20 protein-coding genes and 1 tRNA gene are annotated in these 26,728 nt (G+C 40.0%); 15 read left to right on the forward strand and 6 right to left on the reverse strand.

What is annotated here, in order from left to right; all coding sequences use genetic code 11:
- Nucleotides 1-2: 2 nt before the first annotated feature.
- The 5 genes from BLR27_RS14775 to BLR27_RS14795 form a co-directional block, all read right to left on the reverse strand.
- Nucleotides 3-350 (reverse strand): Spx/MgsR family RNA polymerase-binding regulatory protein, encoded by a 348-nt coding sequence (locus BLR27_RS14775; protein WP_090706218.1) that lies wholly within the window; start codon nt 348-350, stop codon nt 3-5.
- Nucleotides 351-396: 46 nt separating this feature from the next.
- Nucleotides 397-957, reverse strand: a complete 561-nt coding sequence (gene pth / locus BLR27_RS14780; protein ID WP_090706161.1) for an aminoacyl-tRNA hydrolase — start codon at nt 955-957, stop codon at nt 397-399.
- A gap of 106 nt (nt 958-1,063) precedes the next feature.
- The gene (locus tag BLR27_RS14785) at nt 1,064-1,639 is read right to left on the reverse strand and encodes a 50S ribosomal protein L25/general stress protein Ctc (protein ID WP_090706163.1); all 576 of its coding nucleotides are present in this window, start codon (nt 1,637-1,639) and stop codon (nt 1,064-1,066) included.
- A 90-nt stretch (nt 1,640-1,729) separates the two neighbouring features.
- Nucleotides 1,730-2,674, reverse strand: coding sequence for a ribose-phosphate pyrophosphokinase (locus BLR27_RS14790; RefSeq protein WP_090706164.1), 945 nt, complete (start codon nt 2,672-2,674; stop codon nt 1,730-1,732).
- Nucleotides 2,675-2,792: 118 nt separating this feature from the next.
- Nucleotides 2,793-2,866: transfer RNA gene (locus BLR27_RS14795), tRNA-Gln, on the reverse strand.
- A 202-nt stretch (nt 2,867-3,068) separates the two neighbouring features.
- Here BLR27_RS14795 and BLR27_RS14800 point away from each other — a divergent pair.
- The 4 genes from BLR27_RS14800 to BLR27_RS14815 all read left to right on the forward strand — a co-directional run bounded on the left by BLR27_RS14800 (nt 3,069) and on the right by BLR27_RS14815 (nt 9,700).
- Nucleotides 3,069-6,224: a protein O-mannosyl-transferase family gene (locus tag BLR27_RS14800; RefSeq protein WP_090706166.1), complete on the forward strand. Its 3,156-nt coding sequence runs from the start codon at nt 3,069-3,071 to the stop codon at nt 6,222-6,224.
- Between the two features lie 116 nt (nt 6,225-6,340).
- The gene (locus BLR27_RS14805; RefSeq protein WP_090706167.1) at nt 6,341-7,831 is read left to right on the forward strand and encodes a sugar ABC transporter ATP-binding protein; all 1,491 of its coding nucleotides are present in this window, start codon (nt 6,341-6,343) and stop codon (nt 7,829-7,831) included.
- Entirely contained in the window at nt 7,818-8,756 is a 939-nt protein-coding gene (locus BLR27_RS14810) for an ABC transporter permease (protein ID WP_090706169.1), read from the forward strand. Before BLR27_RS14805 ends, BLR27_RS14810 begins: the two co-directional genes overlap by 14 nt.
- An 11-nt stretch (nt 8,757-8,767) precedes the next feature.
- The gene (locus tag BLR27_RS14815) at nt 8,768-9,700 is read left to right on the forward strand and encodes a substrate-binding domain-containing protein (protein WP_090706170.1); all 933 of its coding nucleotides are present in this window, start codon (nt 8,768-8,770) and stop codon (nt 9,698-9,700) included.
- An 836-nt stretch (nt 9,701-10,536) separates the two neighbouring features.
- On the opposite strand, the gene BLR27_RS14825 is transcribed toward BLR27_RS14815, so the two are convergent.
- The gene (locus BLR27_RS14825) at nt 10,537-10,890 is read right to left on the reverse strand and encodes a hypothetical protein (RefSeq protein WP_090706174.1); all 354 of its coding nucleotides are present in this window, start codon (nt 10,888-10,890) and stop codon (nt 10,537-10,539) included.
- Nucleotides 10,891-11,000: 110 nt separating this feature from the next.
- Here BLR27_RS14825 and tnpA point away from each other — a divergent pair, with 110 nt between their 5' ends.
- The 11 genes from tnpA (at nt 11,001) to BLR27_RS14880 (ending at nt 26,711) form a co-directional block, all read left to right on the forward strand.
- Nucleotides 11,001-11,453 (forward strand): IS200/IS605 family transposase, encoded by a 453-nt coding sequence (gene tnpA / locus BLR27_RS14830; protein WP_090706176.1) that lies wholly within the window; start codon nt 11,001-11,003, stop codon nt 11,451-11,453.
- Between the two features lie 920 nt (nt 11,454-12,373).
- Entirely contained in the window at nt 12,374-14,884 is a 2,511-nt protein-coding gene (locus BLR27_RS14835; RefSeq protein ID WP_090706178.1) for a DUF1549 domain-containing protein, read from the forward strand.
- Between the two features lie 9 nt (nt 14,885-14,893).
- Nucleotides 14,894-16,318 carry a DUF1501 domain-containing protein gene (locus BLR27_RS14840; protein WP_090706179.1) on the forward strand — a complete coding sequence of 475 codons (1,425 nt, stop codon included), beginning with the start codon at nt 14,894-14,896 and terminating at the stop codon, nt 16,316-16,318.
- A 197-nt stretch (nt 16,319-16,515) separates the two neighbouring features.
- Entirely contained in the window at nt 16,516-19,221 is a 2,706-nt protein-coding gene (locus tag BLR27_RS14845; RefSeq protein WP_090706181.1) for a c-type cytochrome, read from the forward strand.
- 19 nt (nt 19,222-19,240) lie between these two features.
- A complete protein-coding gene (locus BLR27_RS14850; protein ID WP_090706182.1) occupies nt 19,241-20,287 on the forward strand; it encodes an aldose 1-epimerase family protein in 1,047 nt (348 codons plus the stop codon).
- Nucleotides 20,288-20,312: 25 nt separating this feature from the next.
- Nucleotides 20,313-21,518: a class I mannose-6-phosphate isomerase gene (locus BLR27_RS14855; RefSeq protein WP_090706184.1), complete on the forward strand. Its 1,206-nt coding sequence runs from the start codon at nt 20,313-20,315 to the stop codon at nt 21,516-21,518.
- 20 nt (nt 21,519-21,538) lie between these two features.
- Nucleotides 21,539-22,564, forward strand: coding sequence for a sugar phosphate isomerase/epimerase family protein (locus BLR27_RS14860; protein WP_090706185.1), 1,026 nt, complete (start codon nt 21,539-21,541; stop codon nt 22,562-22,564).
- Nucleotides 22,565-22,604: 40 nt separating this feature from the next.
- The gene (locus BLR27_RS14865) at nt 22,605-23,747 is read left to right on the forward strand and encodes a Gfo/Idh/MocA family protein (protein WP_090706187.1); all 1,143 of its coding nucleotides are present in this window, start codon (nt 22,605-22,607) and stop codon (nt 23,745-23,747) included.
- Nucleotides 23,748-23,810: 63 nt separating this feature from the next.
- Nucleotides 23,811-24,593: a 3-keto-disaccharide hydrolase gene (locus BLR27_RS14870; protein ID WP_090706189.1), complete on the forward strand. Its 783-nt coding sequence runs from the start codon at nt 23,811-23,813 to the stop codon at nt 24,591-24,593.
- Between the two features lie 117 nt (nt 24,594-24,710).
- Nucleotides 24,711-25,559 (forward strand): sugar phosphate isomerase/epimerase family protein, encoded by an 849-nt coding sequence (locus BLR27_RS14875; RefSeq protein ID WP_090706190.1) that lies wholly within the window; start codon nt 24,711-24,713, stop codon nt 25,557-25,559.
- 36 nt (nt 25,560-25,595) lie between these two features.
- Nucleotides 25,596-26,711: a Gfo/Idh/MocA family protein gene (locus BLR27_RS14880; protein WP_090706192.1), complete on the forward strand. Its 1,116-nt coding sequence runs from the start codon at nt 25,596-25,598 to the stop codon at nt 26,709-26,711.
- The last annotated feature ends 17 nt before the right edge of the window (nt 26,712-26,728 follow it).

Consider the following 26,728-nt stretch of genomic DNA (forward strand, 5'->3'; position numbering starts at 1 on the left):
ACCTATTTAAAAAGCTCTGACAGCTGCTCTTCATTATACCCCAGAATAATAGAACCAGATCCGGTTTCTATAACTGGTCGTTTAATAACACTGGTTTTTTCCTGCATCAGCTTGAATGCTGTTTCTTTAGAAACAATAGATTTCTGAAGTTCTGCATCAAGCATTTTCCAGGTTGTACCGCGCTTATTGAGCAATGTCTCCCAACCTAGCTTCTCTGTCCATTCTTCCAGCTTATCATTACTGATCCCAAGCTTCTTGAAATCATGAAATTCATAATTAATCTGATGAAGTTTGAACCAATCGAGTGTTTTTTTTACCGTATTACAATTAGGGATTCCGTAAATTTTCATTTTCAATTTCAGTAAAATCAGTATATGTGTATAGATCAATTATTGATCACTTATTAAAACGGGTCATTGTTAGTTCAGTACCGGCAGTGACGAAGCTTTGAATAAACTCAATAGAACGATCAATAAGAGCGGGAAGTTCTTTTTGCTCATCCGGATCAAACCCGCTCAGTACATAATCAACCTGCCTTCCTTTAGGAAAGCTATCTCCGATACCAAAGCGTAATCTGGGATAATCTGCACTTCCTATCATTGCTTCAATGCTCTTTAAACCATTATGGCCCGCCGGACTTCCTTTTGGCTTTAGTCTGATCGTACCGAAAGGCAAAGCCAGATCATCAACAACAACTAATATGTTTTCTTTAGGGATTCGAAGCTCCTGCATCCAGTAATTTACTGCCTTACCACTAAGATTCATATAAGTAGTAGGTTTAATCACAAAAATATTACGGCTTTTATAAGTGAACTCCGTATAATATGCAAGCCGCATATTAAAAAAGGAAGAGTGTGCCTGCTTTGCAAATTCATCTGCAACCATAAAACCTATATTATGCCTGGTGTCGGCATACTCTGGTCCGATATTCCCTAAGCCTATGATCAAATACTTCATTTGTAACAAATATGGCAGAAAGCTTTCAAAAAAAGCTAATTGTACTATATAAAAAAAGCAGTGCAGGTTTCTCCTGCACTGCTGATCAAAAAATTTTTAAACTAAATTATTTTTTGGATTCGTTCTCAGCTTGTTTTAATGCACGAGACATAGTAACTGAAACGATAGTATCCTCAGGGTTGTTAGTGATTTTGAAGTTATCGAACTTCAATTCTCCAACACCAACAGATTTACCAACTTCAAGTTTAGTGATACTAACTTCAACATATTGAGGCATATCTTTTGGCAATGCCTTAACACGAAGTTTACGTAATTTCTGAATTAACTTACCACCAATTTTAACACCAGGTGAAGTACCGGTTAGTTTTACAGGGATCTGCATAACTACTGGTTTCTTTTCATCTAATTCTAAAAAGTCTACATGTAAAGGTAAATCAGTTAATGGATGGAAATTAACATCCTGAATGATGGCCTGTGCTTTCACACTACCAATTTCCAAAGCAACGAATGAAACTTCCGGTGTGTACACCAGAGCTTTCAAATCAGCTGCAGACACAGAAAAGTGGATCTGATTTTTTCCACCATAAAGAACTGCAGGAACTAATCCCTGATAACGCAGCTCTTTTGCGTCTCTTTTCCCTACGTTCTCTCTTGGAGAACCGCTAATAGCAATTGATTTCATAATTATTTATTTTTGTTTGTATTTAGATGTCAGAAAACCTAACAATCTAATATTTTCAATCTTGACCCGATAGCTATCGGGTCTTGTCCCTTAATCTATCTTAAAAAGCTCACTAATAGAACCATGCTCATTTACATTTGCAATAGCTCTGCTGAAAAGATCCGCTGTTGACAAGACTCTGATCTTAGCACTTGATTTAACCGATGCAATTGTATCTGTAACGATCAACTCTGTTAAGGCTGAATCCTCTACAGTTTTATATGCATCACCTGATAATACAGGGTGAGTACAAACCGCTCTAACACTGCTGGCACCATTTTCCATGATCAGTTCTGCAGCCTTTGCTAATGTTCGGGCTGTATCACAAATATCATCCATAAGAACTACATCCCTACCGGTAACATCACCAATGATCGACATAGATTCAATTTCGTTGGCTCTTTTTCTCTGTTTATCACAGATCACAACTTCTGCATTGAAATATTTTGCAAATGTCCTTGCCCGGTATGAACCACCCATGTCTGGTGAGGCTATAGTTAGATTCGGAAGATTCAAATTTTTAATATGCGGAACAAATATTACCGAAGCATCCAGATGATCTACAGGTATATCGAAGAATCCCTGAATCTGAGCAGCATGAAGATCCATTGTCATGATCCTGTGTGCACCTGCTGCAGTGATCAGGTTAGCCATTAACTTGGCTCCGATCGCAACACGTGGTTTGTCTTTTCTATCCTGTCTTGCAAAGCCGAAATAAGGAACTACTACAGTAATATAATGTGCTGAAGCCCTCTTGGCCGCATCTATCATCAATAGAAGCTCAACAAGATTATCATTTGGCTGATTGGTAGATTGGATTAGAAACACATCACAACCGCGAACTGTTTCATTAAAATGAGGCTGAAATTCGCCATCACTAAATTTCGATAAAGAAATATCCCCTAACTTAATTCCATAACTTTCACCAATATTCTTAGCGAGTTCAAGTGTTCCGGAGCCAGCAAATAATTTGATTGGATTGAAGGAAAGAGCCATTTTGTTTCGGATTTCGAAATAATAATTTCGGATTAATGCCTAAAAGGACACAAATATGTTAATAAGTAAACCGCAAAGCGATCTTTAAATGTGCAATTCCGAAACTCGAAATTTTTATTGGTTGCCCGACCAGGATTCGAACCTAGACAAACTGCACCAAAAACAGTTGTACTACCATTATACTATCGGGCAATCAAATTCAAAAAGAAGCTCCTTTTGAAATGGAATGCAAATATACTGCGATATACCATTAACTGCAAATCAAATTGAAAATTTTGTTATTTATTATTCTGAAGGCCAAAACATGTTAATAAGTGTTAAAGGATAGCCTCTTTCTTCAGCGAATAATAATAATTTCACTAATTTCGGCAGCAATATTATTGATCTTGAATCCATGAACTATAACAAAATCAACAATTTATTAGGCTGGTTCAGCTTTTTGACAGCCCTGATTGTCTATACCTTAACGCTTGAACCATCCGCAAGTTTTTGGGATTCAGGTGAATTCATCGCCTCTGCCTATAAACTTCAGGTTGTTCATCAACCGGGTGCACCATTGTTCCTGATGCTTGGAAAAGTATTTTCTCTGCTTGCAGGCGACGATACCAGCAGGGTTGCCTTTTGGATAAATATGTGTTCTGCCATGGCAAGTGCTGCGACTATTCTTTTCCTGTTCTGGACCATCACTGCCCTGGCAAAAAAAGTACTTTGGAAGAATGGCGAGAAGCTTTCCAACTGGGAGCTGATCACTATTATGGGTTCCGGCCTTGTTGGTGCATTAGCTTATACCTTCTCAGATTCTTTCTGGTTCTCTGCTGTAGAGGCCGAAGTATATGCGCTTTCATCTCTTTGTACCGCAATCGTTTTTTGGGCGATCTTAAAATGGGATCAGCATGCCGATGAACCTTATTCAGACAGATGGTTAATATTTATAGCTTATGTTATGGGGCTTTCAATAGGTGTACACCTTCTGAACCTGCTCGCAATTCCTGCTATTGCATTGGTCTACTATTTCAGAAGATCAAAAACAAGAACTTCTACAGGAACCCTTCTGGCATTGCTGGCCGGGATAATTATTCTGGCATTCATTCAATATGGTATTGTTCAGTATACGATCAAATTTGCCGCCTACTCAGACCTGTTTTTTGTAAATACTCTGGGACTTGGTTTTGGAACTGGTGTTATATTCTTTAGTTTTTTAGTGATCGTCAGCCTGGTTTCAGGAATACTATATACCATAAACGGAAGCAAAACCTATCTTCTGACTGCCGTCACATCTTTTGTTGCGTTAATGACCATTGGAGGTGGAATATCTGGTTTAATAGTTGCTGCGATCATTCTGGCCGGTCTCGAATACATTCTTAAGATCCGTGAAAAAAGAAGAGTATTGAACCTCGCGCTGATCTCTATAGTATTTATTATTTTCGGTTATGGCTCCTTTGCAATGATCGTAATAAGAGCAAAAGCAGATCCAACACTCAACAATAGCGATCCTGAAAATGCTTTTTCATTATTGAGTTATGTAAACAGGGAACAATACGGAGACCGCCCATTGCTATATGGCCAATTTTTTGATTCAAAGCCTATTGATAATAAACAAGGCGATATCATTTATCGCAAAGGAAAAGAGAAATATGAAAATGCAGGACAGAAATTTGAGCGTGTGTATGACCGCAATACCCTCCTGCCAAGAATGTATAGTGATGATCCTCAGCATGTAGGTTTCTATCGCGACTGGATGGGTTTAAAAGAAGACCAGTCGCCAACATTCCTCAATAACCTTGGTTTCCTCATCAGCTACCAAACCAGCTTCATGTATACCCGCTATTTTGCATGGAACTTCATCGGGAGACAAAATGATGAACAGGGACACGGGGATTATATCCATGGAAACTGGTTATCAGGCATAAGCTTCATTGACAATATGTTACTGGGCGGACAATATGAGCTGCCAAAAAGCCAGTTAACCAATAACGCTTACAATAAATTCTATTTCCTGCCTTTCATTCTGGGTATTATAGGAGCATTCTGGCATTTTAAACAGAACCAAAAGGATGCAGGAATAGTTGGATTATTATTCTTTTTTACGGGACTTGCAATCGTTCTGTATTTAAATCAAAATCCGCTGCAACCAAGGGAACGTGATTATGCCTATACGGGCTCATTTTATGCATTTGCCATCTGGATAGGATTGGGAGTTGCCGGAATTACAGATTTTCTCCGGAATAAACTGAATGCTCCAAAAGCTGCTGTTCTTGCTTCTTTGATCGGATTACTGGCTGCACCGGTTTTAATGGCTAAAGAAGGCTGGAACGACCACGACCGTTCAACAAAATTTACTGCCCGCGATATGGCAATAAATTACCTCGAATCTTGTGCGCCAAATGCCATTTTATTCACTTATGGTGATAATGATACCTACCCTCTCTGGTACGCTCAGGAAGTTGAGAATGTAAGGCCGGATGTGAGAGTGGTTAACCTTAGTCTTCTGGGAACCGATTGGTATATCAGGCAAATGAAAAAGAAAGTAAACCAGGCTGAACCTCTTCCAATTACTATGCCTGATGAAAAATTTGTTCAGGGAGTAAGAGATGTAATGGGATATCAGGACTATAACACTGCAGGCGCAGTTGAACTGAAAGATATTTTTGATATCATGACCTCAGATAATGATGCTGATAAAGCAACCTATCAGGATGGATCAAAAGAAAACTTCCTGCCTACAAAAAATTTCAAGATCACTATTAATCCTGACCAGATCATTGCGAGCAAGACAGTTCCTGCAAATAAAAAAGATCTGATCGTGCCCTCGATTGAATGGACATATAACAAAAACTATGTCACAAAAACAGAGTTAGCTTTGATTGATATTCTTGCACATAACGACTGGAAACGCCCTGTATATTTTGCAATCACAGTTCCGGATGATAATTATATGGGGCTTGGCGATTACCTGTATAATGAGGGTTTTGCATATCGCCTTCTTCCGCTTAAAAAGCCTCAGGTTGATGCTGCTGGCGAGAAAGCTGAACTGACAAACACGGATCAGATGTATAACAACATGATGACGAAGTTTAAATGGGGCAATATGAAAAATGCCACATACCTTGATCCGGAATCAGTAAGAATGAGCTTTACCATCATCAACCATTTTAACATTCTTGCAGAAAATCTGTATCGCGAAGGTCGGACTGAAGAGGCTAAAAAAGCCCTTCTGAAATGCATGGAAGTAGTTCCAGATAAAAATCATTCGCTAAACTTTACTATCCGTAAATTCTATATGGCCGACCTGCTTTATAAGTTAAAAGAACCAAAGAAAGCCAATGAACTTGTAAGCAATACTGCAGAATACATTGAAGATCAGCTGAATTATCTTGCTGCCATAGCAAAGACAAAAGAAAACCTGAACACGCGTGAAATACAGCTTGGAGTTTATGTAATGACTGAACTTTCAAAACTCACTGAGCAAAATGGAGAGAAGGAACTGAATAAAAAATTACAGGATCGCCTAAAAGTTATTGAATCAAAATTCATTAGCGCCGGACAGTAAGGTTCAATCTTAATCCAGTAAATGAGAAAATCCCTGCTACATTTAGCAGGGATTTTTTTTTATTAATTGCAAATCGGTACATTCATCTCCAACAAAATATCCGAATTTGAATAGAGATGTCTCAAGCTGCTGAACAAATTATCCATGTAAATGGTCTGAACAAATCTTTTTTGGGCATTAAGGCATTGGATAACATTCAGTTTGACCTTTATCCGGGAGAGGTCCATGCCCTGATGGGAGAAAACGGGGCAGGAAAGTCAACATTCATGAAGATTTTAATGGGACTCATGGTTCCGGATTCCGGGACAATTAATTTCAATGGGGAGCTCATCGAAAATATGGATGTTCATACAATGCTGCAAAAGGGCATCTCAATGATTCACCAGGAAATATTAATGGTCCCAGAATTAACGGTCGCTCAAAATATTTTTTTAGGTCGGGAAATTAAACAGGGATATTGGGTTAATGAACAGCAGATAAATCAAAGATCACAGGATTTACTGAATTTGATTGGACTGGATCTCGATGTCCGGACCAAAGCAAAAAATCTGAGCATAGCCGAATTGCAGCTGATAGAGATCGCTAAAGCAATTTCTAACCATGCAAAGGTCATCATCATGGACGAACCCACCTCTGCTCTCTCTGATAAGGAGAGTGCAATGCTTTTTGAAATAATTAAAGACCTAAAAAGCAAAGGCGTAGCTATTATCTATATTTCTCATAAACTGGAGGAGATCTTTCAGATCGCAGATCGAATTACTGTACTGAGGGATGGCAAATTTATTATTACAAAAAACACAAATGAACTGAATAAAAACAGCCTGATCTCACTTATGGTTGGTCGGGAAATTAAAAACTTATTTTCCGCAGACTCAAGAGTTCCCGGTGAAGTGATTTTAAAAGTTCAGGGCCTAGCTAAAAAAGGCAAATTTTCTGATATTAATTTCGAAGTCCATGCCCGTGAAGTACTTGGAATAGCTGGTTTAATGGGTGCTGGCAGGACTGAAATTGCAAGAGCTATTTTTGGATTAGACAAAACAGATAGCGGTGAAATTATTCTAAAAGGCAAAAAAATAGAAATAAGAACCCCAAAAGATGCAATAGAAATAGGCATTGGATATGTCAGTGAAGACCGAAAATCATTAGGATTTATTCCGGAATTGTCAGTGATAGAAAATATTAGTCTCTCAAGTTTGAGAAATTATTCAAAAGGATGGTTCATTCAAACTAAAAATGAGACTAAAGCCTCTTCCCAAATGGCTGGCGATCTAAAAATAAAAGCTGCAAGCCTTAAACAAAAAGTTATAAATCTCAGTGGGGGAAATCAGCAAAAAGTTGTGATTGCTAAGGTTTTACTGGCCTCTCCCTCTCTAATTATTTTGGATGAACCTACAAGAGGAATTGATATTGGAGCGAAACATGAAATCTACAAGCTAATTAATCAATTGGCAAACAATGGATTAGCGGTAATAATCATCTCATCAGAATTACCTGAAATTTTGGGAATGAGTGACAGGATCCTCGTTTTATCAAAAGGAAAACAAACTGCTATCCTAACCAAACAGGAAGCAACTCAAGAAAAGATCATGCACTATGCAGTACATTAATAGCATCCGGCAATACGGTTTGTTCATCGTATTTGGCATTATTTGCCTTCTAATTTCCCTGATTACACCTCAATTCTTAACCGTATCCAACTGGACAATCATTGTCACACAGGTTTCAATCAATGCCCTGCTGGCCTTCGGAGTAACATTTGTAATCATAACTGGCGGAATCGATCTTTCTTTAGGATCAATAGTTGCAGTCACCGGCGTTACATCTGCCATGCTTGCCCATCCTGATACCTATCCTGTTTTACTTCCTATTTTCATGGGATTGTTAGCGGGTCTGCTTATGGGTGCTTTCAATGGGTTTATCATCACAAAAAGCAAAATTGCTCCATTTATCGTCACGCTTGGCACCATGACCATCGGACGGGGATTAGCCCTGATCCTAAGCGATGGCAGGCCGGTTTCTAACCTATCCGACTCCTTTAATTATTTAGGAAGTGGTACCGTTTTAGGAATTCCTGTTTTAATACTAATTTTCATTCTTGTTTTTGCACTCTGTTCAATTATCCTCAATAAAACGATCTTAGGCAGGTATATTTATGCTGTTGGCGGTAATGAACAAGCTGCAAGAGCTTCCGGAATCAATATTGATCGGGTAAAATTAGCTGTATATTCCATCTCCGGATTATTGGCAGGTTTAGCAGGCATTTTGTTAGCCTCTAGGATCAATACCGGCCAGCCTAATGCAGGAGCCGGCTTCGAATTAGATGCTATTGCTGCAGTCGTTATCGGTGGGACAAGCACTTCCGGAGGCAGGGGAAGTATGGCGGGTACTTTGATTGGCGTTTTACTAATTGGAGTAATAAATAATGGTTTAGATTTACTTAATGTCACATCCTATTATCAACAGGTTGTGATGGGAATCATCATCATCGGAGCAGTAGTTTTAGATAGCCTGAACCAGAAATCAAATTCATAAAAAAACAAAAAATGAAATACTCTTATCTGATTTTAATCATACTGGTAGCATTATTTGCAGGATGTAATCAATCAACTAACAGCGAAAAAAGCAAAGCAAATAAAATAGTCATAGGAATATCGATGCTTAGTATGCAAAATGAATTCATCGTGAATATTAATGATGAAATGCAGAAAAAAGCACAGGAATTAGGTGCAGAATTGATTATTGTGGATGCTGAACGTTCTCCTTTGAAGCAAATTGAACAGATTGAGAGTTTTATTGCCCAAAAAGTGGATGTTATTATTCTGAATCCTTGTGAATATGAAGCTAGTTCACCTGCTGTGACCAAGGCCCTGGCTGCAGGCATCCCGATTGTAAATGTAAACTCAGCCACCAAAATAGCACCAACTGCCTTTGTCGGATCAAATGATCTGGAATCCGGCAGAATTGCAATGAGATTCATTGCAGACCAGCTGGGAGGAAAAGGGAATGTTGTGATGATTCAGGGATTAAATGGACAGGCTGCACAAATTCAAAGAGAGCTTGGTGCAAAGGAGATTTTGAAAGAATACCCTGAATTAAAACTAATTGCCCAGCAAACTGCAGAATGGGACAGATCAAAAAGCATGGATCTGATGCAAAATTGGATTCAATCTTATGGCGCTAAAATCAATGCGGTATTTGCCCACAACGATGAAATGGGCTTGGGCGCAGTAAAAGCATTGCAAGATGCCGGGATGAAAGACAAAGTGATTGTAGTTAGTATCGATGCAATTGCTGATGCACTACAGGCAGTCAAAAAGGGCCATTTAGATGCCACAGTCTTTCAGGATGCCCGCAAGCAGGGTGCCGGAGCAATTGAAACAGCGGTAAAGATCGCTCAGGGTAAGCAATTTGAAAAGGAATTATTGATTCCATTCAAATTGCTGACAAAAGAGGATGTTGATTCCTATTTGAAATAGAATCAGTAATTAGATTAAAAAAACGGGAAACTTGTAAGTTTTCGCAATTAAACCTGTCCTGAATCATAAGATTAAATAGGATAAATATAAAATCCCTCTTCTTCTAAAAAAGATACCAGCGCCACTGCTTTGGTAAGGTAAAACCAGCATGCCATTCTCCTTCTTATTATCATCATAAATATCCCGGAATCCCTTAATACCAACTGGCAGACAGCTTGTTATTTTGTTCGTATCTGAATTATAGGAAACCCACACTAAACCCACACTAAACGCACACTAAACGCGGACTAAACGCGGACAAATCTGTGTTTTCTCTGTGTTTAGTATGTGTTTCTTACGGTCTTAATTTGTGCTTATATCGAAGCAGATAATAAGCCTTTCCGAAGCTTCTAAGAAGCGGTACGGAAGGATGCTGAATTTTGATGGCCGGGATGAACAATCATTAGTCCTTAAAGGATCTGGCCAAAGCCGGACTATTGTCATGCCATAAATACTTTGATGAATAGATTGGAATACTAAGGACGCTAAAATAAAATGGCAGTTTACCTTTGATTATACAAGAGTAAATTTATTGAAATTTTCTCCGTCAATTAATGCGTGAGATGACACTGGATGATGGGTAATTGAATTGATTGAATAAAGTACTGAGTGTTGGAATAGCCATATCGCTCAATAGCCCGGTGCTTTAGCTCCGGGTAAGGATTTGATTTTCAGATCGGGCTAAAGCCCAATGTAATAGTTCTTCACATCTTACTGAATATTGGGCTGAAGCCCGAAAACGAACAATCTCATTGACTCCAGCTAAAGCTGGAGCCTATTTAGCGACCGTACTGGTGTCATGATTGAATAAAATATACTGAGTGGTGGAATATCCATATCGCATAATAGCCCGGTGCTTTAGCTCCGGGTGAAGATCCGATTTTCAGATCGGGCTTCAGCCCAAAACCTAAGTGACCAGAACGGAACAAATAATGGTGCTTCAGCGCCAAAATGCCAGTAAATTTATTGAAATGTTCTCCGTCAATTAATGTGTGAGATGACAATGGATGATGGGTAATTGAACTGATTGAATAAAGTACTGAGTGGTGGAATATCCATATCGCATAATAGCCCGGTGCTTTAGCTCCGGGTGAAGATCCGATTTTCAGATCGGGCTTCAGCCCAAAACCTAAGCGACCGGAACGGAACAAATGCTGGTGCTTCAGCGCGAAAATGCCGATAAATAATCCAAATCTACCATTCCCTAACCCGATTTTTTATTATTCCAAAACTTTCAAATATTGTAGTCTAAATACCTGCAATGTCATTTATAAAAATAACTATCCATTGTGTTTGGAGCACACAAAATCGAATCCCATTTCTAAAATCATCGGAATTCCGGAATGAGCTATGGGATCACATTCGCGAAAATTCGAAAAAGAAAAATATTTATATAGATACCATAAACGGATATGATGAACATTGCCATTGCCTTATTTCTTTAAAAAGCGATCAATGTATTAAGGATGTTCTACAACTTATCAAAGGAGAATCTTCGAGATGGATAAACCTGAGAGGGGGATTTACCAATTCGTTCGCATCAAAATTTGAATGGCAGGATGAATACCTGGCAATTTCTGTTTCTGAATCCAATTTAGCAATTGTAAGAGAATACATTAAAAATCAGGAAAGGCATCATCAGAAAAAATCATTTGAAGAAGAATATAAGGCTTTTGTTGAAAAACTGGGGTTCAATCAAATCAGAGGAGGTTAATGTTCTATCTATTGGGCTAAAGCCCAATGTAATTTTCCTCAAATGTTGCTGAATATTGGGCTGAAGCCCGAAAACGAACAAACTCATTAACCCCAGCTAAAGCTGGAGCCTATTTAGCGACCGTACTGGTGTCATGATTGAATAAAATATACTGAGTGTTGGAATAGCCATATCGCTCAATAGCCCGGTGCTTTAGCTCCGGGTAAGGATCCGGTTTTCAGACCGGGCTTCAGCCCAAAACTTAAGCGACCAGAACGGGTCAAATACTGGTGCTTCAGCGCCAAAATGCCGATAAATAATAAATCTACCATTCCCGAAAACGAACAAACTCGTTAACCCCAGCTAAAGCTGGAGCCTATTTAGCGACCGTACTGGTGTCATGATTAAATAAAATATACTGAGTGTTGGAATAGCCATATCGCTCAATAGCCCGGTGCTTTAGCTCCGGGTAAGGATTTGGTTTTCAGACCGGGCTTCAGCCCAAAACTTAAGCGACCAGAACGGGTCAAATACTGGTGCTTCAGCGCCAAAATGCCGATAAATAATCCACATCTACCATTCCCGAAAACGAACAAACTCGTTAAGCCCAGCTAAAGCTGGAGCCTATTTAGCGACCGTACTGGTGTCATGCCACAGATACTTTGACGAACCCATCGGAATACTTAGGAGGATGAAATAAAATGGCAGTTTACCTGTGACGATGAGAGGATGAAATTATTGAAACTTTATCCGTCAAATGATGAGTGACATAACACTTTTCCTTTTTATAAATGATTTCAGAGCGATCCGTTAAAATCAAAGGGAGGAATAGCGATTGTGCTGATAGAATTTAAAGGCAATTAACTTGGTAGCCAAGCTATTTACTATATTATTTCCTGAATAAATATTAGATTTATTTAACAATTCATTTTCAGGAGCCAATGAGTAGCAATGCTAAAAATAATTTTCTCGGAAATAATAAGCTGATTGCCTTATTCATTACACTCCTGTCAATCTTTTTGCTGCATTTGATTTATGATGAATTTGCTCCTGCCAATTCATTCCTTTCCCTGACGCCTGAGAATTTCTGGTTTTTGAGGTTCTTTGGACGACTTCACCCTTTAGCAGTTCATTTTCCGGTAGCTCTGCTCCTATTTACAGCCATCCTTGAACTTAGTACAATAAAAAAATTCAATTCTCCATTACGGCCCGGCATTCAAATACTTTTGATTGCAGGCATTGTCTCTTCCCTGATTTCAGCAATTTTTGGAATCCTGCTGTCGGGCAATGCTGAATATGGCGAAAATCTGATTTTACACCAGTGGCTGGGTATATGCACTGCTTTCCTTGGAATTATTGTTTGGTTTCTGCATCAAAAAGTTTTAGTAAAAAATCAAACTCTACTTATCAAAACCTATCGCTTTGCCTTGTTTATGACTGCTCTGGGGGTGATACTTGCCGGACATTTAGGAGCTTCATTAACCCATGGTGATGACTACCTTTCAAGTACCTTACCCTGGACTGATGATTATGAAAATGCAGAAAACATCAGCTTTGATATCAATTCAATTTCTAAAGATAAAGACACTTTGAGCAAAGCGCAGGAGAAGGAGCTCAATCTGAAAGTGAGGGCCATATTTGCCCATAATTGCTATAAGTGTCACGGAGAAGAAAAAGTAAAGGGTGAATTAAGACTCGACCGCAAGGATTTTGTTTTTAAAGGCGGGGAAAACGGAGAAGTAATCAAACCTGGAAACATCAATGAGAGTGAACTATTCAGACGTATTACCCTGCCTTCAAATCATGAAGATGTAATGCCTTCCAAAGGCAAAAAACTCTCAGCAAATGATGTCGCTGTAATCAATTTCTGGATACAGCAAGGTGCACCATGGCCCGACGGACCAGATAAAAATGAAGTTTTTAATAATGCTGCTCTTGCCCCGAGAAATCCGGCGCTTCCTCCTGCTTCAGGCATCCATACGAATCCGGTGGATAGATGGACCAATCAGTATTTCGTAAAGAATAAAATTGCCTGGCCAAAAATTGTTGACGACAGAACCTATTTAAGAAGAATATTTCTGGACATCATAGGATTACTGCCCAGCCAGGAAGATATTGATGCTTTCAGCAAAGATACCAGGCCTGATAAACGAGCGATCTGGAGTAGAAAACTATTAGATCGCGAAGATGACTACGCCATAAACTGGCTTACTTTCTGGAATGATGCATTGAGGAATGATTATACTGGAACAGGCTATATTACAAATGGGCGCTATGCCATTACTGATTGGTTATACAAATCAATCAAATCAAATAAACCCTATGACCAATTTGTAAAAGAACTTGTTAGTCCGGATGAAAGCTCCAAAGGTTTTGTTGAAGGTATTAAATGGCGGGGCGTGGTGAATGCAAGCCAAAGGACAGAAATGCAGGCAGCACAAAACGTATCTCAGGTGTTTTTAGGATTGAATTTAAAATGTGCATCCTGTCATAACAGTTTCATAAGCGACTGGAAGCTTGATGATGCCTATGCATTCGCCAATATTTTTGCTGACACCACTCTTGAAATAAATCGTTGCGATAAACCGACCGGTAAATATACCGATGCCAGAATGCTCTGGAAGGAGCTGGGCAGTATAGATAATAAGGCAAAAGTATCTGTTAAAAGGGCTCAGCTTGCAGAGAACATGGTAAAACCGCAGAATGGCCGTTTGTATCGTACCCTGGTCAACAGGATGTGGGCCCAGATCATGGGGCGTGGTTTTATTGAGCCAGTTGACATGATGGATAATGAACCCTGGAGTCAGGATATGCTGGATTGGATGGCCTTTAATTTTCAGCAAAACAAATCCGATATCAAGGAACTGATCTTCCTGATCACTACCTCCAATACCTACCAGCTTCCATCTGCAGGTTTTAAAGACCCCAATGAAATAGTAGCCAAGGAATACAAATTCACCGGCAGATTGAGAAAAAGAATGACAGCTGAACAGTTTGCAGATGCAGGAGCATCACTTTTCGGTACACTTTTCCCTGATTCAATGGTCAGATACAAACCAGTATTCACTCCTGCCATCAGTCAGTCCAGTCCGCTTTTCACCCGTGCATCTCTGGTTGTAAACAATCCATTTCTAACTGCACTGGGCAGGCCAAACAGAGAAACAGTCTCTACGAGTAGGGAATCACAGGCAAATCTATTACAGGCGCTCGAACTCACCAATGGCGAAAGATTCAATTCAATGCTCAGAAAAGGTGCAGAAAACTGGAAATTAAAATATAAGAATGGTGATGCGATCATTAAAGAAGTATATAAACAGGCATTAGGACGTCAAGTGCAGGCAAATGAATTCAAGGTCGCTAAAAAAATATTAGGAGATAAACCTGAGACTGATTCCATACAGGATCTTTTCTGGGCAGTAATGCTGCTCCCTGAATTTCAAATCATCTATTAATTATTGGACATGAATAATAATTGGAACCGAAGGGAATTTATAAAAAAGAGCAGTGCGGCTACTCTCGCTGCACTTGCAGCAGGTGCTCCTTTAACAAGTTTATTGTCCTCTTGTAATAGCAGAAGAACAAATTCCAAAGCCGATACGGTCATCCTGCTTTGGATGGCAGGAGGAATGGCTCATACAGATACCTTTGATCCAAAAAGATTTACTCCTTTTTCAAAAGGAATGAATGCGAATGATGTTCTAAGCACCTTTAAGCCTGTTCCCACGATACTGGATGGGGTTTCATTTTCGGAAGGGCTGGAATCTATAGGGTCTATAATGGATAAAGGCACCGTGATCCGCTCGTATGTAGCCGGAGATATGGGCCATATTTTACACTCCAGACACCAATACCACTGGCATACATGCTATAAACCACCTCAATCGGTCTCAGCGCCACATATCGGCTCCTGGATTGCGAAGGAGTTGGGATCTGTAAATCCGGTAATTCCTGCTTTCATAGATATCGGTCAGCGGTTTACCCTGGGAGAAGGAGAAGAATTAAAAGCTTTCCATACTGCCGGATTTCTGGGCAGTGAATATGGTCCTTTCCTGATACCAGATCCATCCGCAGGTTTGGAAAGTGTAAGACCACCTTTAGGTATGTCATCAATGAGGTTTGAAAAAAGAAACCAGCTTTATAATGATCTGATGAGTAAGGGTGCGATGGGTGAGTATGGCAGCGACTATCAGAAAGAATCTTTAAGAAGATCGATGGAGCAGGCCTATATGCTCTTAAAATCGCCGGAAGCCGCTGCATTTGATCTGAGCAAAGAGCCCAAAGAAAGCTATGATATTTACAATACCGGAAAGTTTGGTTTAGGCTGTTTGATGGCTCGCAGGTTAACAGAACAGGGAGCCCGGTTCATAAGTGTTACCACCGAATATGAACCATTCAAAAGCTGGGATACGCATGACAATGGCCATACGCGCTTAATTGACATGAAAAAGCAAATCGACGGACCTGTTTCCCAATTAGTAAAAGACCTGGAAAAATCCGGTCATCTGGATCGCACCCTGATCATATTGGCCAGTGAGTTTAGCAGAGACATGATGGTTGAAGGACGACCCGATCTAAAGGTTGAAGAACAAGTTGCACAGCCCGACATTATTCATGACATCAAAAACTATGGTATGCACCGCCACTTTACCGATGGATGTTCGATCTTAATGTTTGGCGGCGGAATTAAAAAAGGAAGTGTTTATGGCAAAACCGCTGATGAACGCCCTTGTAAAACCGTTGAAAAACCTATCATGATCGAACAGATCCACCAAACGATCTACCATGCTCTTGGTATTGCTGAAGATGCACATTATGTTGTTGAAAAAAGGCCATTTTACACCACCCCCGACGGATTAGGAAAAGCTGAAATGGGACTCTTCGCATAAATGATGATATGGTTATAACCCCGAAGGGGTGACATTATACTTAGGCCATGACAGCTCAGGACAGACAGTCAATTTTTAATATATAATTTGTGATTGGCAATTAACGACCGATATTCTTTTCCTGATTTATTCTATATTTAATCTACAGAAAAAATCAATGCTAAAGGATATACTTAAAAACAGCAGGATATAAAATTATGAATCGGAACACGTATTTAAAGCTAGCAGGATTGCTGGTGATCGTCTTTTTTCTGGGAATCTCTTTTATTGACAATGTAAAAGAAACTACCAGGGATAGGATCAGAGAATTAGATCCAAAAGTTGAAAAGCTTAAGCTGCAGCCCAATTTCAAAGCAGAACATTTATACAGTCCCTCTGAAAGCAAAAACGGTTCATGGGTAGCCATGACCTTCGATAATAAGGGCAGAATGATCGCTTGTGATCAATATGGATATTTGTACCGTTTAACCATACCCCCAATTGGAACAGATGCCGTTAAATCAAAAGTAATAGTTGAAAAACTGGAGCTAAAGATTACCGGAGATACCTCTTCCGCCAAGATAAAAATGGGATATGCTCAAGGCTTATTGTATGCATTTAATAGCCTCTACGTGATGGTTAACCATAAAAGTGACACCTCGATGGCTAAGGGCAGCGGCCTTTATCGCCTACAGGACACCAACAATGATGACCAGTACGATCAAATTACTTTACTCAAGGATCTGGTTACCCCTGGTGGTGAGCATGGACCACACAGTATGGTTATTTCCCCGGATAAGAAATCTATTCATCTCATTGCCGGAAACCATGTGGATGTTCCAAAAATGGATGCCTATCGTTTGCCTGAAACCTGGCAGGAAGATAATTTATTCCCTTTAATAAAAGACCCTAACGGACATGCAAACGATCGTATGGCCCCGGGAGGTTTCGTTGTAAAAATAAATCCTGAAGGAACAAATTGGGAACTTATCAGCGCAGGTTACAGAAATGCATTTGATCTTGCATTTAATGAGGTTGGCGATATGTTTGTTTATGATGCTGACATGGAATGGGATTTTGGTATGCCATGGTACAGACCAACACGTATCAGCCATTCTACAAGTGGCAGCGAGTTTGGATGGCGCACAGGAAACAGTAAGTGGTCACCAGCTTATCCGGATAATTTACCGGCCATATTAAATATCGGGCAGGGCTCCCCTACCAGCCTTTTCAGTGGCAATAATGCACGTTTTCCGGAAAAATATCGTAAAGGTCTTTTTGCCTTTGACTGGAGTTTCGGTATCATTTATGCCGTTCAACTAACACCAAGCGGATCATCCTACAAGGCAAGTGCTGAAGAATTCATCTCTGGAGCTCCTTTACCTCTTACTGATGGTATCATCGGACCAGATGGTGCGATGTACTTTTTAACAGGAGGCCGAAAACTTGATTCAGACTTGTACCGTGTTTATTATGGCGACAATAAATTGCCAAATGCTCCAATAATTTCAAAAACCTCCGCAGATATAGTCCAGGCACGAAATTTAAGAAGACGATTAGAAACTTTTCATGGTGCACCAAACAAGTTAGCAATTGGCATGGCATGGCCTAACATGAAAAATAGTGATCGTTATATTCGTTATGCTGCCCGCATTGCCATGGAGCACCAGCCTATTAGTCAATGGCAGGAAAGAGCATTCATAGAAAAAGACCCACAGATACTTACTCAAGCTATGATTGCTATGGCCAGAACAGGTAACAGAGGTTTACAAGTCAGGATGATCAATGCATTGATGAACATAAACTTCAATCTATTACCTAAATCTCAACAAATAGATGTTCTAAGAGCCTATGAGTTGATAATTTCAAGAATGGGTAAACCCTATGATGCTGAAAAAGTTAAATTAAGCAGTTATTTAAATCAATTCTATCCTGCAAAAAGTAATGAATTGAATCGCTCCTTCAGCAAGGTTTTAGTAGCCTTAGATGACCCTTTAGTCGTTCAAAAAACACTGGCATTACTTGATGGAGTCGTTCTGGATGTGGATGACCAAAAATCTTTCATGCAGTCTTCAGACTTAATCCTGCGTAATCCTCAATACGGACTTGACATTGCAGGAATGTTAGCTAAAACCCCACCTGCACAGCAGATCTATTACGTAACGGCATTAAGTGAAGCAAAAAATGGCTGGACAACAGAATTAAGGGAAAAATATTTCAAATGGTATTATACCGCATTTGGATATAAAGGGGGTAATAGTTTTATCGGTTTTATCGATAAGGCGCGCAAAATGGCTTTAGCTAATCTCCCTCAGAATCAATTCGAGCATTATAATAAAATTTCGGGCAATGAATTACTGACTAATAATGGCATGAAACTGGCCAGTGCAGGAAGCCCTAAAGGTCCGGGAAGAACCTGGAAAATTGATGAAGCACTAAAATTTGTTCAAAATGACTCAACCGACAGAAACTTTGAACAAGGTAAAATGCTGTTCAGTGCAACCCAATGTATTTCCTGTCATAATATGAAGGGTGAAGGTGGTGCTGTTGGCCCTGCGTTAACTCAATTAGGTACACGTTTCTCTGCCAGAGATATTCTTGAGTCAATTCTTGAACCCAATAAAGTAATTTCTGATCAGTATGCTTACACTTCTTACTACCTGAAAGATGGCGGCTCGGTAACCGGAAGGCTAAAAAATGAAGACAGCGAAAAATATTATATTTCCCAAAATCCATTTGCACCACAAACCATGCGTGAGGTGCTTAAGAAAAATGTTGTGAGAACAAGAATTTCTGATGTGTCATCTATGTATCCCGGTATGATCAATGGCTTGAATAAGGAAGAACTGAAAGATCTGATGGCCTATCTGGTGTCAGGATCAAATAAGGATCATGCGATCTATAAGCCAAAGAGTATTAAATAATTGATCAGGAGAACTAAGTTTGATACATCAAGTCTGGCATAATAAAATATCTAATACCGCCCAGTTGGGAGGTATTGAAACCTCTGTGATAGATAATGGTGCAGGTCGCGGAACCCGCATCGCATGGATCAATACCGGAACCGGATTACGCTTCAAGGTGGTGATCGATCGTGCCATGGATATTGCCGATGCCTTTTATAATGAGCATAGTCTGGCATGGCTGAGCCATTCAGGGATCACTGCTGCACAGCCCCTATCTGATAAAGGTATTGACTGGCTGCGAACTTTTGGAGGAGGATTACTCGTTACCTGCGGATTAAGTCATGTAGGCGGACCAGAAAGTGATGAATTTGGAGAACGCGGAATTCACGGACAGATCAGCAACCTGCCAGCAGAAATAGAGTCGGTCATACAGCCTGATCCTCTATCCGGGAATATGGATATGAGTATAACAGGAATAATTAAACAGTCTCAAGCACTTGGCAGCAGGCTGGAACTGAGACGTACTATTTCTGCCACTCTTGGAAAATCAGTGATCCGCATTCATGATGAAGTGATCAACAGAGGCAATACGGAAGCAGCGCACATGCTTTTGTATCACTGTAATTTTGGCTGGCCTTTAATTGATGAGGGCACAAAAATAGTATGGAATGGAACATGGAAAGCTCGGGATGGCAATCCAAATAAAATATTCCGCGAAGGCAATGATTTCAAGACATGCCCGCCACCTCTCGATGATCATCAGGGTGGTGGAGAAGAAGCTGCTTTTATTGATCTGTATTCAGATAAAGATGGATTTTGTACCTGCGGACTTGAAAACTCGGGAATTGGACTAAGTATCAACTTAAAATTTCAGAAAAAACAATTACCCTGCTTAACCAATTGGCAGCATTTCGGGAAAGGGGAATATGTTGTAGGACTTGAGCCTGGAACAAATCCGCCAATCGGACAAAGCCAGGCAAGACTTCAGAATGAATTAATTCAGCTGGCCCCGGGAGAGACAAAAAAATATACATTAGAAATAGAGGTATTTAATAATAAACAGGCTGATCAGACACAGATTTAAGCCTTATAAACATTTAAATTAGAATATGAGCTTAGCAAAGAAAGCATTAGAACAAGGAAAAGGGATATTAAGGTTAGCACCTACCTGGGTACCACGTTCATTTTGTGTACCGGGAAGAAGGATCAAGTTACACCCGGATGATTATTATGTGTTGGGAGGCCAAAGGGGCGGTATTGATGAACGATGGCTGTCTTCCACTACGCCAGCTCAAAACGGTCCTTTGACAGGCAAGAATGAAGGATTAAGTGCTGTAGTAATCAATGAGGGAGGTAAAGACGAACAATTTTTATTGAAAGATGCCATTGATGAGCTTAAGGGCGAAATAATCGGAGATCGCTTATGGGATGAACATAAAAGCTGGCCCATGTATTCCAAGTTTTTTGACAATATGGGTCCTTTGCCCCACCATATTCATCATAATGATGAGCATGCTGCAAAAATCGGTCAGAAAGGTAAGCCTGAAGCTTATTATTTTCCGCCTCAATTGAACAATCATGGTGGCGACTTTCCTTACACCTTTTTTGGAATTGCTCCGGGTACAACTAAAGAGCAGATTCGGGAATGTCTGGTTAATTTTACCAAAGGCGACAATAAACTGACTACCTACTCACAGGCATTTAAACTGGAGCCGGGAACCGGATGGGATGTTCCTCCCGGGATGCTTCATGCACCAGGAAGTATGTGTACCTATGAGCCTCAGAAAGCATCAGATGTTTTTGCGATGTACCAGTCACTGGTTAATGAAGCGATCATTCCTGAAGAATTATTGTGGAATGGAACTCCAAAGGACAGAATAGGTGATTTTGATCAATTGATGGAAGTTATTGACTGGGACCTGAACGTTAATCCTAATATATTGGAAACTCGTTTTATGCTTCCAAAGCCTGTAAAACCTGTTAAACAAATGGAAGCAGAGGGATATATCGAGAACTGGATTTGCTATCGGTCTGCTGCATTCAGTGCAAAAGAGTTAACGGTCTTACCGGGACAAACAGTAACTATTAAAGATAGCGCCTGCTATGGAATGATCGTCATGCAGGGACATGGTAAATTTGGTGTATGGGATATTGAAACTCCTGCACTGATCAAATATGGTCAACTTACTGATGATGAATTCTTTGTGAGCGAAAAAGCTGCATTAGAAGGTGTTTGTATTAGCAACCCATCCAAGACAGATCCTATTGTTATCTTAAAACATTTTGGTCCCGAAAATCCGGATCTTATTTTGTAATTTTTATTTATTTTTTGAATATGACTGAGAATATTTATCCAAAACTTCACAATGCAACATGGCCTGGTATTGTGGGGAAAGGTCCTGATTCAGAACCTCCTGTTTCATTGGAAAAAATGCTGGAAATGACTGCTGCGGCGGAAGTTGATGGAATAAAATTTGATGGAGTTGATGTTGGACTCTTTGATCCTTCAATCGATTTAGATGATCTTGATGGAATTAAAAGATTGGCTGATCAGGTTAGCAAACATAATTTAGTGATTGGGAGTTTGGTTGCTCCCATTTGGGGCGGACCAGCAATGGGTACCAAAGAAGATCGTGCAAATTTTGTAGATCAGGTCCGTAAATCATGTATTTATGGTCAAAAACTCAAGGAAATGGGTATTCGCCCATATGGAATAATCAGAATTGATTCTGCAAGCAGTGTTGAAAGCTGGGCTGCAGATCCGATAAACAATACTAAACTCATCGCACAAACTTTCCGTGAAGCATGTGATGTGGCAGCTGATTACGGTGAAAAATTAGCCGCTGAAGGTGAAATATGCTGGGGTGGAATGCATAGCTGGAAAGCAATGCTGGATACACTGGAAGCTGTTGACCGTCCCAATATTGGTTTTCAGGCGGATATGTCACATACTTTTTTATATCTCCTCGGCTATAATGCACCAGAGCATCGCATTTTACCAGCTGATTATCAGTGGGATGACCGTGAAACACTTACAGAAGGTCTTAAAAAATTAACGGCAGCTTTACGTCCCTGGACCCTTGATTTCCACGTCGCTCAGAATGATGGAACCGCCTATGGATCAGGCTCACATGATAAAACAGGCAGACATTGTCAGGCAACAGACCCTAACGGCAAATTAGACATTGCTGTGGATGCCGGACACTGGCTTCGAAATGAAAACGGAGAACTGACAAAAGCGTTTAAACATATTTGCTGGGATGGATGTATGTTCCCGAATGCCGTTCTGAATGAGCAAAAAACGTGGAATGATATTTTGGCTGCAATGATCAAAGTGCGCAATTTAAATAGCTGGTCTTAAGGATTTTAATCGATTTAAATAAAATCTTCAAAATTATACAATGACTAATAAAACAGAATTAAGAATTGGTTTGATTGGATGTGGCTTCATGGGCCGAACCCATACAAATGGATATAAAAGAGTTAGTGATTTTTTTCCTGAGCTGACCTATCGCCCGGTATTGAAGGCGGTTTGTTCACGTAATAAAGATAAAGTTCAGGCATTTGCTGATCAATGGGGTTATGAGTCTGTGGAAACAGATTGGAAAGTACTTATTGCCCGTGATGATATTGATGCAATTGATATCTGCGCACCCAATAATATGCATGCCGAAATTGCCATCGCAGCTGCGGCAGCGGGAAAAATGATCCTTTGCGAAAAACCACTTGCCAGAACCCTGGACGAGGCAGTTTTAATGGTGAATGCCATTGAAAAAGCAGGTGTTAAAAATACAGTCTGGTATAACTATCGCCGGGTTCCTGCAGTTACTTTAGCCAAGCAGATCATTGATTCAGGAAAGTTGGGAAAGATCTTTCATTACAGGGCTAATTTTCTTCAGGACTGGACTATCAGTGCAGATCTTCCTCAGGGAGGTGAAGCATTATGGCGTCTGGACATTGATGCCGCAGGTTCAGGTGTAACCGGCGACCTATTAGCACATTGCATCGACACCGCAATATGGTTAAATGGGGGCATTAAAGATGTATCCGCCATGACGGAGACGTTCATCAAAGAACGTATGCATCAGCTAACTGGAAAAATGGAAAAAGTAGAAATTGATGATGCATGTCTCTTTCACTGCCATTTCAATAATGGTTCATTAGGATTGTTTGAATCTACCAGATATGCCCGCGGACATAAAGCATTGTACACCTTCGAGATAAATGGAGAACATGCTTCTATTCGCTGGGATCTTCACGACTTAAACCGCTTAGAATATTTCGATCATGCAGATGATTCAATTGTTCGTGGCTGGCGCTCCATTCATGTAACTGATGGAGATCAACCCTACATGAATAAATGGTGGGTTCCGGGTCTTTCTATAGGATATGAGCATACGTTTGTACATCAGGTGGCTGATTTTCTAAAAAGTCTGGAAACCGGAGAGCCATGCTCACCTACCTTCCAGGAAGCTCTGGAAACACAAAAAGTTTGTCAGGCAGTAATTGAATCTGCCGCATCCAGAAGCTGGAAAGACATTTAATCGGAAAGCTAAATTTAAAACATAAATTTTTACAAAAGTTCATCCATTTTATAGCTGACAATCATGTTTAAAAAGATTAAAACATTTAAGGGATACTTCACGTTGGGCATTTTGACCCTGTCCCTAATTCTTGTCAGCTATAAATTGGCTGATCATAGCAACATTCCTCAAAAAGGATTTGTTTCCATATTCGATGGGAAAAGCCTTAATGGATGGGAAGGTGATGCAACGTACTGGAGGGTGGAGAATGGAAGTATTGTTGGAGAAATCACCCCAGCTACCTTACTTAAACGAAATTCTTTTTTAATCTGGCGTAACGGAACTCCGGCCGATTTTGAGCTTACTTTAGAGTTTAAAATCAGTCTGGCAGGTAATAGCGGTATCAATTACCGAAGCGAAGAACTGAAAGACCTGCCTTTTGCAGTAAAAGGATATCAGCTGGATATTGATGGTGCCAACCGTTATACCGGACAAAACTATGAGGAGCGTGGCAGAACAACTTTGGCTTATAGGGGACAAAAAACAATGATAAAAGCTCAAAGTGGTGAAAATACTAAGGAGACTGTTCAATCAAAAATTAAAAACAACGCATGGACTGACCTAAGTGTAACAGGTTCTTTAGGGGAATCGGATGCCTTGTTGAAAAAAATAAAAAGTGAAGATTGGAATACCTGTCGCTTAGTGGCAAAAGGCAATCGTTTACAACACTATATCAACGGGGTTTTGATGAGTGATGTCACAGATAATGATCAGGTGAATGGTAAAACAAAGGGAGTCTTAGGTATACAGGTACATGTTGGTCCGCCAATGAAGGTTGAATATCGCAAGATCATGATCAAACAATAGTCCTGATAAAAAAGTATATCAGGAGAACATTAAATTTAAATACCTGCTGAACAAGGAATTAATCTTGCAGGAAATAATCAAAAAATAAATAGTCTTTCAGACGAAAAAACACAAAAAATGAGATTTGGCATTAATACTTTTCTATTCACCTCCCCTTTTACAAATGAAAGTGTATCCCTTTTTCCAAAATTTAAGGAATGGGGATTTGATTCTGTAGAAATTTCAATTGAAGACCCCTCCCACATTGACCCTCATGTGATCAGGAAAGCATTGGATGACAATGGTTTAAAATGCGGAACTATTTGTGCCGCAATGGGCCCGGGACGTGACCTTAGAGGAACACCTGAAGAACAGCAAATAGGCTTTGATTATTTAAAAAGTATGCTAAGCATGATGCCTGCACTGGGTTGTGATACCCTGATCGGCCCTTTGTATTCCAGAGTTGGGAGGGCAGAGTTGGTGAGTAAAGAAGATTATGCGAAGCAATGGGAAACAGTTGCAAAACATTTAAAAACTTTAGCCGATTACGCTGAGTCCTTGAATGTAAAAATGGCCATTGAACCTCTGAATCGTTATGAAACTGATTTTATCAATACCTGTGAACAAGGAATGAAAATGGTTAATCAGGTAAATAGCAATGCACTGATGCTTCAGCTGGATACTTACCACATGAACATTGAAGAAAAAGATCCATACCAGGCCATTTTAAATGCAGGAAGTAAATTGGGTCACTTCCATGCCTGCGGTTCTGACCGTGGAACACCCGGAGGTGACCAAATCAATTGGGACAAAATAAGTTCAGCTCTTCACCAGATCAATTATGATGGAGATGTTGTCATTGAATCATTTATTCCTGATATAGAAATGATTGCTAAGGCAGCCTCAATATGGCGTCAGTTTGAACCTTCACAAGAAGATATAGCGATCAAAGGATTGAAATTTTTAAGATCACGTTTAATTAAATAGTGCCGGATTTGAAACCTATATTTTAAACCTAATGTTATGGATTCAAGACGTAATTTTTTGCAAACAATAAGTGCTTCAATACTTGCTTTATCCATACCCCGATATGGTTTTGCGAGCCTTGAGGATTTTAACAGTCAGCCTTATGAAGGCCCCGTTCTAAGGGTTGCAATCATGGGTCTGGGTAGTTATGGAACCCGTGTAGCTGAGGCCATGCAAGCCTGTAAGATGGCTAAATTAGTCGGGGTAATCAGTGGCACTCCTTCTAAAATAAAGAACTGGCAGAGCAAGTATAATATTCCTGAGAAAAACTGTTACAATTATAAGAATTTCGATTTCATAAAAGATAATCCGGACATCGATGCGGTATATGTCATTACGCCGAATGCCCTGCATCACGATCAGGTAATACGTGTAGCCAAAGCTGGTAAACATGTTATTTGCGAAAAACCAATGGCTTTAAATGCCAAAGAAGGGCAGGAAATGATTGAAGCCTGTAAGAAAGCGAATGTAAAATTGCTCGTAGGATACCGAATGCATTTTGAGCCAAAAACCCTGGAAATTATCCGGATGCGGAATGAAGGGGAATTAGGGAAAATTATGTTTTTTCAGGGATTATGCGGCTTCAAAATTGGCGACCCTACTCAGTGGCGATTGAATAAGCAATTGGCCGGAGGGGGCTCACTAATGGACATAGGCATTTATGCAATAAATGGTGCACGTTATATGATTGGCGAAGAGCCTGTTTGGGTAACTGCACAGGAAACCAAGACTAACCCCGAAAAATTTAAAGAAGGCGTAGACGAAACCATTCAGTTTCAATTCGGCTTTCCTGGCGGAGCAGTAGCATCCTGTTTGTCAAGCTACAACATGAGTAATTTGGATCGCTTTTTCCTAACTGCTGAAAAAGGATTTGCCGAATTACAACCCTCAACCGGTTATGGACCCATCAGGGGCCGCACTAACAAAGGCGAATTAAATCATTCGCATGTTACTCACCAAACTGTACAAATGGAAAAAATGGCAGGTATAATTTTGGCAAATGAATCTGCCCGGGTACCTGTAAATGGCGAAGAAGCTCTAAAAGACCTGAAAATTATTGATGCTATCTATTTGGCAGTTAAAACAGGCAAAAAAATAAATTTAAAATTGTAAATGAATTTCTGGTAAAC

The organism is Daejeonella rubra (assembly GCF_900103545.1).
Taxonomy (GTDB): domain Bacteria; phylum Bacteroidota; class Bacteroidia; order Sphingobacteriales; family Sphingobacteriaceae; genus Daejeonella; species Daejeonella rubra.

Bases quoted from the DNA above. Each gene is read 5' to 3' on its own strand.
- BLR27_RS14815 (WP_090706170.1), top strand. From the start codon at position 8,768: ATGAAATACTCTTATCTGATTTTAATCATACTGGTAGCATTATTTGCA.
- BLR27_RS14785 (WP_090706163.1), bottom strand. From the start codon at position 1,639: ATGAAATCAATTGCTATTAGCGGTTCTCCAAGAGAGAACGTAGGGAAA.
- BLR27_RS14845 (WP_090706181.1), top strand. From the start codon at position 16,516: ATGAATCGGAACACGTATTTAAAGCTAGCAGGATTGCTGGTGATCGTC.
- BLR27_RS14870 (WP_090706189.1), top strand. From the start codon at position 23,811: ATGTTTAAAAAGATTAAAACATTTAAGGGATACTTCACGTTGGGCATT.
- BLR27_RS14875 (WP_090706190.1), top strand. From the start codon at position 24,711: ATGAGATTTGGCATTAATACTTTTCTATTCACCTCCCCTTTTACAAAT.
- BLR27_RS14865 (WP_090706187.1), top strand. From the start codon at position 22,605: ATGACTAATAAAACAGAATTAAGAATTGGTTTGATTGGATGTGGCTTC.
- BLR27_RS14775 (WP_090706218.1), bottom strand. From the start codon at position 350: ATGAAAATTTACGGAATCCCTAATTGTAATACGGTAAAAAAAACACTC.
- BLR27_RS14855 (WP_090706184.1), top strand. From the start codon at position 20,313: ATGAGCTTAGCAAAGAAAGCATTAGAACAAGGAAAAGGGATATTAAGG.
- BLR27_RS14880 (WP_090706192.1), top strand. From the start codon at position 25,596: ATGGATTCAAGACGTAATTTTTTGCAAACAATAAGTGCTTCAATACTT.
- tnpA (WP_090706176.1), top strand. From the start codon at position 11,001: ATGTCATTTATAAAAATAACTATCCATTGTGTTTGGAGCACACAAAAT.
- BLR27_RS14805 (WP_090706167.1), top strand. From the start codon at position 6,341: ATGTCTCAAGCTGCTGAACAAATTATCCATGTAAATGGTCTGAACAAA.
- BLR27_RS14840 (WP_090706179.1), top strand. From the start codon at position 14,894: ATGAATAATAATTGGAACCGAAGGGAATTTATAAAAAAGAGCAGTGCG.
- pth (WP_090706161.1), bottom strand. From the start codon at position 957: ATGAAGTATTTGATCATAGGCTTAGGGAATATCGGACCAGAGTATGCC.
- BLR27_RS14810 (WP_090706169.1), top strand. From the start codon at position 7,818: ATGCAGTACATTAATAGCATCCGGCAATACGGTTTGTTCATCGTATTT.
- BLR27_RS14800 (WP_090706166.1), top strand. From the start codon at position 3,069: ATGAACTATAACAAAATCAACAATTTATTAGGCTGGTTCAGCTTTTTG.
- BLR27_RS14790 (WP_090706164.1), bottom strand. From the start codon at position 2,674: ATGGCTCTTTCCTTCAATCCAATCAAATTATTTGCTGGCTCCGGAACA.
- BLR27_RS14860 (WP_090706185.1), top strand. From the start codon at position 21,539: ATGACTGAGAATATTTATCCAAAACTTCACAATGCAACATGGCCTGGT.
- BLR27_RS14835 (WP_090706178.1), top strand. From the start codon at position 12,374: ATGAGTAGCAATGCTAAAAATAATTTTCTCGGAAATAATAAGCTGATT.